At 42.9% G+C, this 12,283-nt stretch carries 10 protein-coding genes; 4 read left to right on the top strand and 6 right to left on the bottom strand.

Annotated features, from left to right (window positions below):
* Window positions 1-11: 11 nt before the first annotated feature.
* From recO to mfd, 4 genes are read right to left on the bottom strand one after another with little or no spacing between them, the layout of a single operon-like run.
* A complete protein-coding gene (recO, locus tag WHS38_00430) occupies window positions 12-788 on the bottom strand; it encodes a DNA repair protein RecO (protein MEJ5299438.1) in 777 nt (258 codons plus the stop codon).
* Window positions 778-1,731: a RodZ domain-containing protein gene (locus WHS38_00425; protein ID MEJ5299437.1), complete on the bottom strand. Its 954-nt coding sequence runs from the start codon at window positions 1,729-1,731 to the stop codon at window positions 778-780. Before WHS38_00425 ends, recO begins: the two co-directional genes overlap by 11 nt.
* An 11-nt stretch (window positions 1,732-1,742) precedes the next feature.
* Entirely contained in the window at window positions 1,743-2,678 is a 936-nt protein-coding gene (locus tag WHS38_00420; protein ID MEJ5299436.1) for a SurA N-terminal domain-containing protein, read from the bottom strand.
* Entirely contained in the window at window positions 2,675-6,331 is a 3,657-nt protein-coding gene (mfd, locus tag WHS38_00415) for a transcription-repair coupling factor (protein MEJ5299435.1), read from the bottom strand. The genes WHS38_00420 and mfd overlap by 4 nt, the downstream gene beginning before the upstream one ends.
* Window positions 6,332-6,546: 215 nt before the next feature.
* Here mfd and selA point away from each other — a divergent pair, with 215 nt between their 5' ends.
* Window positions 6,547-7,971: an L-seryl-tRNA(Sec) selenium transferase gene (gene selA / locus WHS38_00410; GenBank protein MEJ5299434.1), complete on the top strand. Its 1,425-nt coding sequence runs from the start codon at window positions 6,547-6,549 to the stop codon at window positions 7,969-7,971.
* 54 nt (window positions 7,972-8,025) lie between these two features.
* Here the strand turns inward: selA and WHS38_00405 are convergent, their stop codons facing one another.
* Window positions 8,026-8,589, bottom strand: coding sequence for a hypothetical protein (locus tag WHS38_00405; protein ID MEJ5299433.1), 564 nt, complete (start codon window positions 8,587-8,589; stop codon window positions 8,026-8,028).
* A gap of 146 nt (window positions 8,590-8,735) precedes the next feature.
* On the opposite strand from WHS38_00405, the gene WHS38_00400 reads away from it, so the two are divergent.
* The gene (locus tag WHS38_00400) at window positions 8,736-9,293 is read left to right on the top strand and encodes a hypothetical protein (protein ID MEJ5299432.1); all 558 of its coding nucleotides are present in this window, start codon (window positions 8,736-8,738) and stop codon (window positions 9,291-9,293) included.
* 178 nt (window positions 9,294-9,471) lie between these two features.
* Here the strand turns inward: WHS38_00400 and WHS38_00395 are convergent, their stop codons facing one another.
* The gene (locus WHS38_00395) at window positions 9,472-10,095 is read right to left on the bottom strand and encodes a MarC family protein (protein ID MEJ5299431.1); all 624 of its coding nucleotides are present in this window, start codon (window positions 10,093-10,095) and stop codon (window positions 9,472-9,474) included.
* Window positions 10,096-10,290: 195 nt separating this feature from the next.
* Here WHS38_00395 and WHS38_00390 point away from each other — a divergent pair, with 195 nt between their 5' ends.
* Entirely contained in the window at window positions 10,291-12,039 is a 1,749-nt protein-coding gene (locus WHS38_00390; GenBank protein ID MEJ5299430.1) for a putative sulfate exporter family transporter, read from the top strand.
* A 19-nt stretch (window positions 12,040-12,058) separates the two neighbouring features.
* Window positions 12,059-12,217: a hypothetical protein gene (locus tag WHS38_00385; GenBank protein MEJ5299429.1), complete on the top strand. Its 159-nt coding sequence runs from the start codon at window positions 12,059-12,061 to the stop codon at window positions 12,215-12,217.
* The last annotated feature ends 66 nt before the right edge of the window (window positions 12,218-12,283 follow it).

Below are 12,283 nucleotides of genomic sequence, written 5' to 3'. Positions count from 1 at the left end.
AGATATCATCCTTATTTTGTCATCAGTCGTTCCAACCAACGATAACTCTTAATTTCCGCCTGCAGAATAGTTTCGCACCAGCAACAGATATTTCTGAAAAGAGCCATTAGCTTTGTTGAAGAAAGTCGTAACCTCCATATTCGATCAAGTGGTAGAGTTCTAACGGATCGAAGAAACATTAACACTTCCACATCCCACTCCCATTTAAAACTCCCTGTAAGATAATGATCAGCGCAGACACAACGAAGAGGTTCCAACTGCCATACCCAGCGTTTTTTCTTGTCCAGGCTTACTCCACAAAGATCACAACGATCGAACAAAGGGGCATAACCTGTAAGGGTCATTAGACGAAGAATCCATAAGACTATAACAAGCAAGGGATCCATCTTTCGTACCGAGATATTGTTTAGAGCCCGCATCGTAAGATTAAAACTTTCTTCGTGAGGATCATTTTCTGGAAGGAAAGCCATAAGAAGTTCTTCTATAAGCTTGCCCAACCCCATAATTATGGGGTCTTCTCTGAAAACATAAAATCCTTCCTGAAGCTGAGCCTCTTTAAGAAAAACACCTGAGCGTCCTTGCTCATAGGAAAGACTAACTACGCTGAGCGGTTCTAGACAGTTAAGGAACCGTTTCATGCTTCTGCGAGCGTTTTTTGCAACAGCACGCCGAAGGACTCCAAGCTGATCCAGAAAAAAGACCAGAAGATCTGCTTCTCCCAGTTGCTTAACAGTAATTATTATGGCTGTCGGTTTTTCCGAAATTAGTTTGGTGGCATCAGCGAGCATGTTTTTCAGAAGACTTCGGTATTTTGGGAAGATTAACTATTATAGTTCGTCCTTTCTTTCCAAGTTTTTCGTAAGTCTTATCATCCCAGATAATTCTGGCTGCGGCAGCATTACCTATTTTTACTTTCGCTCGTTCCTTAACTTCAAATTCAATTCTTTCGCTGTCAGCCAAAAGCCTGCTGACGGGAGTATCGTTATTATCTATCCACACCTTAACCCAGGTTTCATCTGTGGCTTCTATAACCAGCCTATGGACGTTCAAAGACACTCCAGCTTCAACAGCCTTCTGCTTAGGGTCTATTCCAGCAATATTTACAAGTGGGGCGGAAGTTGTAAGAGAAGTTCCTTGCTGTTTTCCCGATGCAGAAGAAGCTAACTGGGTTTTTTCCGGCTCTTGAATGCTGGTTCCAGAATCCTTTGATTCCGAAGAGTTCCTCACAGGGGAATGATCTTTTAAAACTTTTACAACTTCTTGGGGCACATCGACCGGATTTTCAACTTTTTCGGACATTTGGATCTGTTTTACTTCATTGGTCCTGTTTGAGAGAAAAAGTCCCCCCACAAGCATAAGGAGCGAAATGGCAACGACCGAAAGGTAAAACATAACCTTTCCACGGTTAGGGAAAATAGGTGCCCGTTGAACAAGGAGACTTTTGTATCGCTCTGCTTTTTGTTTTTCTATAGGTAGAAAAAACCTTTTCCCAAACCTAACAATCGGTTCATAAGGCTCCCCTATTACCTTGCAATAAGCCTTTAGAAAATTAATCAGGAAAAAAGATGAATAAAGCTTCTCCCACTGCCCTTCTTCGATAGCTCTAAGAAGCTGGGGAGAAATTTTCGTTGTTTCTGAAATATATAAAAGCGATATGCCCTTTTCTTCCCGGCATCTTTTAAGATACGCCCCAATATCCTTTGGCGAACTCAAATTTTGTTCCTCTGTCATCTTCCCCACCTTTAGAGAGAAACTCTTATGTAAGCCTTTTCCCTCAAGTTCTTCATCCAATCTTTGAATTTTGTTTCTATTTCTCTTTGCATAAGCATTCTACGGATCTTTTCTCGCTCCTTAGGATCCGAAGGATTAAGCGCTACACTTTCAACCGTCTTTTCTTCAACCTTTACGATAAAATCGCCAGCATCGGAAGAAAGGACAGGAGAAATCTGCCCCGGTGGAAGATTTATAACCACTTCTTGGAGTTTCCCGGCAAGATCTCTAACATTTACCCAGCCTACCCTTCCACCTTCAGATGCATTAGGACCTTTAGAATATTTTTTAGCTAGCTCGTAAAAATCCGCTCCCGATTTTATTCTCTTCAACAGTTCTTCTCCCGATATTCCAGAGTTTTTTGGAATAAAGATAACCGACAGTTTAGCTCTTGGAACGGATTCTTCAGGATGCTTTTTTACATACTGATCTATGTCAGCGTCGGTTATTATCGTTTTAGACTGAAAGACCTTTTCAATCAGGGTAGCCCTCTCAAGTTCCTTTCGAATAGTCTTCTTAAACTCCTCCAGTGTAAACCCTTCCTTCTGAATCATGGCAAAAAACTGGTCATCCGTAAGTCCCTGATCTTTCTTAATTTTTTCTATAGCTCTTTCTACACTCTGATCATCTACATTGATTTTCAACCTTTTCATCTCCTGCTGTATCAGCTTTTCTTCGACCATCTGATCCAGTATCTGGCGTTCCAGTTCAGATTCAGGAACAGGAAGAGCAGAACGAATTTTATCCTTGATCTCTTTCACCTTTTTCCGAACGTCACTGTAAAGAATGATATCATCATTTACAACCGCAACGATGCGGTCAACATTTTCAGCAAAACTTCTCCCAACCGATGCCACTGAAAAAAACACAACAAAAAATACAGCAAAGAAGAAAAACTTTGTTCTCATTTTTTTCGCCTTTCTAGGACTTTATCTTCTTCCTCGCTTTCTTCCATTTCATCACTTGCCACTATGCCTGCAAGATATTTTTTCAATATTACCAATCTATCAAAAATATCGGGAGTCCTAACCGGCACTATTACAGCACTTGGATCATTAGAAGTCAAAGCCACAATGCCTTGCAAAGCAAAAAATTCTTTCAAACGATCACAATTTTCCGAACGAACGAAGGTCAATTTCCAACCTTCGGAAATGTTTTCGGCTCTTAAGATTTTGAGTTTCCTCATAAAAAGGCGAATTTTTGCTGAAAGCACAAGAAACCTGGTCTCTGGTGGTAGGGATCCGTAACGATCTCTCCATTCTCTCACAATCTCATTAATCTCTTCAGAAGAAGCAGCTGAAGCCAGCTTTTTATAGGCAAGAAGTCGTTGGCGAGAATCGGGCATGTAAGTCTCTGGAATAAAAGCCGATACGGGGATTTTTATCTCTGGGTCGTAGTCTTCCTCTACAGCTTCGTTTTTGAGTTTTTTGATCATCTCCTGGACAAGTTCAAGGTAGAGTTCATACCCAACGGCTTCGATGTGTCCTGATTGGGCTGAACCGAGAATAGCTCCACCGCCTCGAATTTGCAAATCGTTCAGAGCTATTTTAAATCCGCTACCCAAACTGCTGAAATCCACGAGAGTCATCAAACGTTTCTTCGCTTCCTGTGAAAGGAGTTCTTCTCTTGGCACCACAAGATAAGCATAAGCCTGTTCTCCAGACCGCCCCACTCGACCCCTTAACTGATACATCTGAGCAAGCCCAAGGCGATGAGCGTCATTAATAATAATGGTATTAGCACTTGGAATGTCTAACCCTGATTCTATGATAGTCGTGCAGACTAGAACATCAATCTCTTTACGAACGAAGCTTAACATCACTTTTTCCAGCTCCCGTTCAGGCATTTGACCGTGAGCCACTGCCACTCTCGCCTCAGGAACCAGTTCTCTAATCCTGTTAGCAACAGACTCTATGGTCTGAACCACGTTGTGAACAAAAAACACCTGCCCCTTTCTTTCCAACTCCTTCAGTATCGCTCCGCGGATTATCCCCCCGTCAAATTCAACAACGTAAGTTTCTATAGCCTTCCTATCAGCCGGTGGAGTTTCAATGACCGACATCTCCCTGACACCGGAAAGAGCCATATGAAGAGTGCGAGGTATGGGGGTTGCGGTGAGAGTCAAAACATCCACAGAAACTCTTAGCTGCTTGAGCTTCTCTTTGTGTTTTACTCCAAAACGATGTTCTTCATCGATAATAACCAGACCGAGATTTGCAAACTGCACATCATCTTGAAGTAGTCGGTGAGTGCCAATAACAATGTCTATTTTTCCCGTTCGAATATCTTCGATAATCTTTTTCTGTTGAGCATGGCTTCTAAATCGACTCAACATTTCTACTTTAGCACCAAATCTAGTAAAACGCTCCAAAAAAGTGCGGTAATGCTGTTCAGCAAGCACCGTTGTTGGAACTAGAATCGCCACCTGTTTATGATCCAGAAAAGCCTTGAAGGCAGCTCTAAGAGCGACTTCCGTTTTTCCAAATCCCACATCCCCACAGATAAGCCGATCCATAGGGCGTGGTAACATCATGTCGTTTATGACATCTTCTATGGCTTTGAGTTGATCAGGGGTTTCTTCAAAAGGGAAAGTCGCTTCAAATTCTCGATAAATTTCATCGGGTGGTGAAAAGGGATATCCCTCCTTTACTTGTCTCAGGGCATAAATGCGCAGCAACTCTTCCGCAACTCTTTCAGCCGATTCTTTAGCCTTTCTTTTGAGAGTTTCCCATCGAGTGCCCCCGAGTCTATCTATGCGGGGAGGGCCTTCCTCAGAACCGATATACTTTTGGACTCTTCGGAGTCTGTCCACAGGCACATACAGCTTGTCCCCTCCCTCATACTCTATGACGAGAAAGTCGCTCTCGATATCACCCACCTTCAAATGAGCTAACCCTCGGTAGATACCAATTCCATGCTGAACATGAACCACAAAATCCCCTTCAGAAAGATCCTGGAAAGAACTTAGAGCCAGTCCTTTCAAAGATGGTCTGCTTCGGCGGACAGGAACTCCCCCAAAAAGCTCCTTTTCTGCTACTACAGCAATATGTTCTTCGGGCAGGAGAAAACCATCTTCCAGAGATCCGGCAAATATCAGTATCTGTCGAAGGCTTCCACTATCCCACAGATCCAAATCTTTGTATGAAAAGAAACCCGTAATTACTCTGGCTGGAATGCCATAACGTTCCAAAACTTTTTTGAGTCGTTCACACTGATGAATATGGGCACAAACGATAACAATTCGGTGGCTTTCATCCTGCCAACTGGAAAGTTTTCTAGCAAAACACTCCATGAAAGAAGGAGAACCATCCTGCCGGGTCTCCTCGGAAGCTATTTCATCACGGAGATTCTTCAGACTTCTTGTAGCTAGAACAACTGTAGGAACTTTTTCGCTAGCTTGTAGATGTGAGAAATGTTTCGACTCTAAGGTAACTCGGAAATCATCACACCAGATCGCCCGCTCCTTTCTCGATTTTTCGATAACGACATCAGGATGTTCAATTCGCCGTTCTGGAGGCTGAAACCATTGGCTGGATTTTGATGCATCCGTCTTGGATGCTAATTCGGCGTGGTATCGATCGGTCATTTCGCTAAAGGCTCTGTCAGTGTCAAACCAAATCCACAGGGATTCCGGGGGAAGATAATCGTGCAGAAGTTCCGTCTTGTTATAAACTACCCCTATAAATCTCTCCCAGTCTGTAATCTCCCCTCTGGATATATTTCTTATCCATCGCGTCACATCCGATGAATCCACCAAACCTTCCTGCACGTCTTTAATAAGTTGTTGTTCCAGCCGACTTTTTGCTTCCTTATCAAGAACCACTTCTCCCGAAGGGACAAAAAATACTTCGCTCAATTCACCAAAGGATCTCTGGCTGGACGGATTAAAAAGCCGAATAGATTCAACTTCTCGTCCCCAGAGTTCAATTCGAACCGGCGAAGGATAAAGGGGGACAAAGCAATCGATAATGTCTCGACGAACACTGAAGTCTCCCGGGACTTCAACGAGTTTCACATCCAGATATCCCCAGCTTAGAAGTTTTTCGGCAAAGTCTTCCGGGATAAGTTCACCAACCCGGATGTGTAAGGTTGATCTTTCGAGAACATCTTTAGGAGGCAATCGATCAAGGAGAGAAACCGCCGATGTTACTAAAACACCGGGTTCTAAAGTCCAAACCAACCTAGCAAGAGTCTGTATTCTTTCGCTCTTAGAAAAAACGGTATCTTCTAAAGATCTTTTAACAAGACTTCTGGACGGAAGCAGAAGGAGTTTTTTCTCAAAAGGGTCGGTCCTGCTTTTGTCAACATCAAGCCCCATAAAAAAGGCAAGTTCTTGGTAAACAGTTCGAGCTTCCCGATCGGTGGGTGCAACGGCTATTAGCATAGTTTTCGGGAACTTGTGAGCAAGGTAACCAACAATGTAGGAAAAGACCGGTCTTATGACATGGTGTATAGATATATAACGATGTCCTTCAGAAATAAGCGAAGTAACATAATTGAGTCCACCAGAAGAGGACGGTTTACGAATAAGATCAAAATTACCCTTAGAACATGTCAGCATGATCAGACATTTACCTCCCGCATTCTGTCTCAAAGATCAATCCTGTGAAGACCGCAATACTATCCTGAAATCACATAATAAGAAGTGGTTCCCGAACTCCCCCACCCCAACCACTTGACACCATTTGTAAGTTACAGGATAAGAATAGCCTTGCAATCACTCTTTTTTTCAATGCTAGCTTTACATCATTTGCATAATTTTGAAAAGGTGAAGAAATGGGCAAAATTAGTGAAAATATTCAGCAAAAACTTAGACAACTTCCCAGCATCCACGTGCTAATAGAAAACCCTAAAATTGTGGCTTTAAATTTGATTTTCCCAAGAAAGATAATTACTGAAGCAGCTAGAACAGTGATTGATGAAGAACGAAGGAAAATTATGGAAATGGGGGTAGATCCCTCCACAGATGAAGATCTTGTTAATAAAATCCTGAAGACTGCACACATTCTTTCCAGCTCAACCCTAAAACCCGTCGTTAATGCTACTGGCGTGATTGTCCACACCAATTTAGGACGGTCTATTCTTCCGGAAGAGGCAATCGAAGCGATGGAGCGAGTCGCTCGATCCTATAGCACGCTTGAATATGATCTTGAGCAGGGTAAAAGGGGTTCAAGATACGTTCATGCGGAACGTCTTCTTCGGGACATTACCGGTGCTGAAGGTGCTTTGGTGGTTAACAATAATGCGGGGGCTGTGCTTCTTGTTCTAAATACTCTCGCCAGAGGCAAAGAGGTGATCATATCCCGAGGGGAACTCGTGGAAATTGGCGGCTCTTTCAGAATTCCAGAAGTTATGGCAATGAGCGGAGCTATTCTTAGAGAAATCGGTTGCACTAATAGAACTCACCTGCGTGATTACGAACAAGCCATCAGTGATTCTACTGTAGCCTTGATGAAAGTGCACAAGAGTAACTACAGGATCATCGGCTTTACTCACGAAGTGGATGCGGAAGAACTTGCAAAGTTTGCTCACAGCCGAGGACTTCTTGCGCTGGAAGATATGGGAAGCGGCTGTTTTGTAGATCTTTCCAGATTTGGGCTTAAAGGGGAACCCACCGTTAAGGGAGAACTCCAGAAAGGAATGGACATTGTAACCTTCAGCGGGGATAAGCTACTTGGAGGACCTCAGGCAGGAATAATCGTGGGGCGAAAGGATCTTATTGAACGGCTCAAGAAAAACCCTTTAACCAGAGCACTTCGAGTGGACAAGCTGACCCTTGCAGCACTAGAAGCAACCCTGCGACTTTACTATGACGAACAAAAGGCTTTTGAACGCGTGCCTACTTTGAAGATGATTGCTACGCCGCAAGAAGAGATAGAACGTCGAGCTATAGAACTGGCAGAAAAATTAAGGGCGTTCGTATCTGGTAATTCTTGGGAAGTTTTAGCAATCCCAAGCACAGCCCGAACGGGAGGAGGTTCCCTTCCTGAAGTGGATCTCCCATCCTGGGCTGTAAGTATTCGTTCCAGCGAAAAAGCTCCCCAGTTACTGGAAGAATTCTTTCGCAGATTCGACCCACCTATAATAGCCCGCATAGATGAAGATCGGCTGATCATAGACATAAGAACTCTGCAAAAGGGTGATGACGAATTTATCCTGGCGGCATGGAAAGAATGGATTCAGCAAACAGAAAAAAATTAGCGCAAGTGCTACAGAGATCCTATAGCTCTTGCGCTAACGTTTCCCATTAAAAAATTAGTGGGAAGCTTTCTGGGAAGGAACTGGTTTTTCAGGTTTTACCCCGCTTTGCTCACAGATTTTCTTGAAACTTTCACGATTTTCATACATTTCCAGCCAGGTCTGAAGAGCCTCGATGGGAATTTCAAATCCTTTAACTCCAGCCTGATGCGCCGCAAGATACTCACCTAAAAGGACCTGATACTGTTCAAAAAGCGTTTTTTCGATCTCTGCAAGAGCTCCAATATGGCGGTGGATTCTATGGAGAGCCACAGGGCGCAAAGCTTCCAAAGCTTCATCACGAGTCTTAAAACGTTGATTTAGCAAAGCTTGAAGTTCTGGATCTTTTTCCTTGCCAAAATATACTGGCTCAAATGATTTATCTTTCAGAGCATCAAACCAGCCGATGCGTCCTACGTAAAGTCCCAAGCGTCCATCTTTTAAGCAAAAATAATACTTTGTCGGTATGGCAAGGAACACGGCTACGGCTATCACAACAACGACAGCCCCTATAATCCCAACTTTTTTAAGGAGTTCACGATTAATACCAGATACCCGATAGCTTACCAAATGATGCGACATTTGTAACCCTCCCTTTAGGTTTCTGGATCGCTTCACGAAAACAATATGATTAGCAACGAAACTATCTAGACAAAGTTTATAGAAAAAGTCAAAAACTTAAAACGTTCAGTTTCTAAAATCACACATCAAAAGCGGGAGCAAAATAAATGGATGAAAAAGAGTTGATTGAAGAAGTAAAAAATCGATGGCTTAAAGCCCAGGAAATAGCTTGTTTTCTGAGAAATACTTCCACTTCTTATCAGGAAGAATTCCGAAATCTAATCAGAGAATATGAGTCTGCCATAGATGACACTGCCAAAGCGATGAAAGAATTCGGCGTATGGGATGAATGTGCTCTTTGCGGTAAATCTCCCAAAGGAAGTTGTTGTGCTCCAGAGGTAGCACTGTGGTATGACGTTGAAACTCTTACAGTTAATGTTTTAATGGGATGTGAACTACCATCATCGCCCTTTTACCTAGGTCATTGTCTATTTCTTGGTGAAAGGGGTTGTCTTCTTAAAGCCCGTCATTATTTTTGCGTCCATTTCCTTTGTCCCAACATTGAGCGAAAACTCGGCGCTGATGCCAAAAGCCTTATTTTGAAGGTTGTGGGACAAGAATTACTTATTGGGTTGGCGGTTATTTCCTGGCTTTATAATCATGTTTCAGCGAAAATTCTGGGGGCGCAGTCTGGAAATGTCGTAGTGTGTCGTGATATGTCCTGATTATGACTTAAATCTCATCAAATTTTCAGGTTGTCAATACATTGGGATGAAGAAATCTCAACATTAGACTGACAACTTCAGACTTGGCATTATATTTGCTGCTAAAATTAGTAAACGAGAAAGAACAACCCTTTCCTCCTCGTGTAGCTAACCGGCCTAGCCCCACCGGTTAGCTTTTTTATTTGATGATAGCCTGAACACCCTGAGCGATAAACTGAACAGCCATAGCAGCAAGAAGAAGCCCCATCAGTCTTGAAATTGCTCTTATGCCGCTATATCCAAGAAATCTGCTTATGGTAATACTAAATCTAAGGCCTAGGTAGATCACCAAAGAAGCCAAAAAGATGGCTCCTATGAGCAGAAAAAGTTGCGCTAAGTCTTTTGCCATCTGACGCCATAAAAGCACATCGGTTATAGCTCCAGGACCTGCAATAAATGGGATCCCCATGGGAACAAGAGCAATGTTTTCCTTTTCCATGGTCTCCTGTTCTTCTTCAGAAGTGGTTTTCATACCACTTGGCAGGAGCTGGAGCATTTGAAGAGCGTAAAGAAAAAAGATCACTCCCCCCGTTATCTGGAAAGCCGGAATAGAGATGCCAAAAAAAGACAAAACCTTTTCACCGCCTAGACAGAAAATGATGAGAATAACTGCTGCGAAGATGGCAGACCACATCGCCGTTTGAGTTCTAGCCGTCGAATCATAGTCAGCGGTAAAACTCAAAAACAAAGGAAGGTTTCCCAAAGGATCCATAATAACGAGAAGAGATATAAAAGACTTAAGAAAATACTCCCAATTGTCCACTTGTTAAGCCTCCCTCGAACATTGTTTTTTTATAACAAATCTTGTCGGTAAAAAACAAATTTATAACCGGCTTGTGATTGTTGGGGCTTGAATATTCAATTTCGCAATTTTATTATATTGATTGCGTTTTTAACTGGGGGTTTCTCGTTGTTTATATGTGCATTAACTTTCACAACTTACAAGGAGGAATGAATTATGAGTGGAGAGGAGAAACGAGAAATTATTGGAGAGGATTGGTTAGCTTTCTTGCTTGCAATTGTTATCTTTAGTATTTCTCTACTGTCCTACACCGGATTAGATATCTTTGGATGGGCAGTGTCCACAAAGGAGTGGACAAATATTTCCAAAGCTATCACCCCTGTTTCCAGTTCCTTCTTGCCCGTAAAGGGTCAAATCACCAAAATCGACGGCAACAAAGTGACCATCAAAAAAGCCGACGGTAAAGAAGAAACCATAACGGTTAAAGATGCCTCCGCCCTGAAGGTTGGAGACACTTACGAAAAGCCCGGTATTTCAGGATTTGTCTCCCTTGTTTTGACTTTTCTTTTTATGCTCGCAATTCTAACCATTGCTGCTGCATTTCTCAGAGCCAACATTGGGAAGTTTATCATTGGTTTTACCTTCGTTTTCTGGATAAGTTACGGATGCTGGTTACTGGGTCACAACGCTTATCTAGCCGCAACCAATGCTCAAAAGGCTGGTGTCCCCTGGTCGTTAAAGCTCACGGGAGAAGCTGGCTTCATCATAGCCCTCATCGCTGGACTTATCATTGGCAATTTCCTTCCCGGTTTTGCTAATTTCATTAAAGAAGCAGTAAGACCCGAACTCTACATCAAGACCGGAATCGGGCTCATGGGAGCTCTTCTCGGTTTAAAGTCCGCTCAGGCTTTCGGGCTTGCATCTGCTGTTCTATTCCGAGGATTCTGCGCAATAATTGAAGCTTATCTTATCTACTGGGCTTTGGTTTACTTTATCTCTAGAAAATACTTTAAGTTCAACAGAGAATGGGCGGCACCTTTAGCTTCCGGTATATCTATATGCGGTGTATCTGCTGCCATTGCGACAGGAGGTGCCATAAAGGCAAGACCTGTAGTTCCCATCATGGTATCGTCTCTCGTGGTGATTTTCGCCGTGGTGGAACTCCTTATTCTCCCATTCCTTGCCCAGATTTTCCTTTATAAAGAACCCATGGTAGCTGGAGCCTGGATGGGACTTGCAGTCAAAACTGATGGAGCAGCTTTTGCCGCTGGTGCAGTCACCGATGCTTTGATTCGAGCTAAAGCTGAAATCGCTCAAGGCATAAAATACGAAGAAGGCTGGATCATGATGGCTGCCACCACAACAAAGCTCTTCATCGATATTTTCATCAGCATCTGGGCGTTTATTCTTGCCATCATCTGGTGTGCTCGCATTGAATGCAAACCCGGCGAACAGGTTCAAGCCATCGAAATCTGGAGACGATTTCCCAAGTTCGTTCTCGCCTATGCTATAACTTTTATCATCATGCTGATTATTGCCGCTCAGGTTGTCCCCAAAGTCACGCCCGTAGAAAACAAAATAAAAGCCCTGAATAAAGAAATTACCGCTATGGAGAAAAAGCTTCCCACCATAACCGATCCAGCTCAGCAGGAAGAATTGACCGCTAAGATAAAAGAAAAGAAAGATCAGATAAAAGCTATGGAAGCTCAAATAAAAGGTCCGAAGGAAATAGTAAAAGAATCTACAATGGCTACTAACGGAACAAATGCATTCCGAGTTCTTTTCTTCCTTATTACATTCTTCACCATAGGTGTTGTTTCTAACTTCAAGAAATTGTGGGAAGAAGGTATTGGACGTCTTGCTGTAGTTTACCTCGTATGCCTCTTCGGGTTTATTATCTGGATAGGCCTCTTGATTTCCTGGATCTTCTTCCATGGTGTAAAACCACCGGTAATAACCGGTTGATTAAGGGAGGGATTTAAAAATGGCTGATCCTAAGTTTGCTGAAGAAATCAAAACAATGGAGTATGAGCCACTTATACCGGCAGAGAAAAAGCTCATTGCATGGAGTTTAATTCTTGGTGTGGTGCTGATTGGTGTTCTTGTGTGGGTAAGCTACACTTTCTTCCCTGCTCAACATTGATATTAAGGTTGCTATAAATTTCAAGCGGCGGGTAGGAAGTAAGATCTTCCATCCCGCCGTTTGATT

It is taken from the genome of Thermodesulforhabdaceae bacterium, assembly GCA_037482015.1.
In the GTDB taxonomy this organism is placed as follows: domain Bacteria; phylum Desulfobacterota; class Syntrophobacteria; order Syntrophobacterales; family Thermodesulforhabdaceae; genus JAOACS01.
The sequence above is the reverse complement of the archived record's forward strand: the minus strand, read 5'-3'. Positions and strand labels throughout refer to the sequence as shown.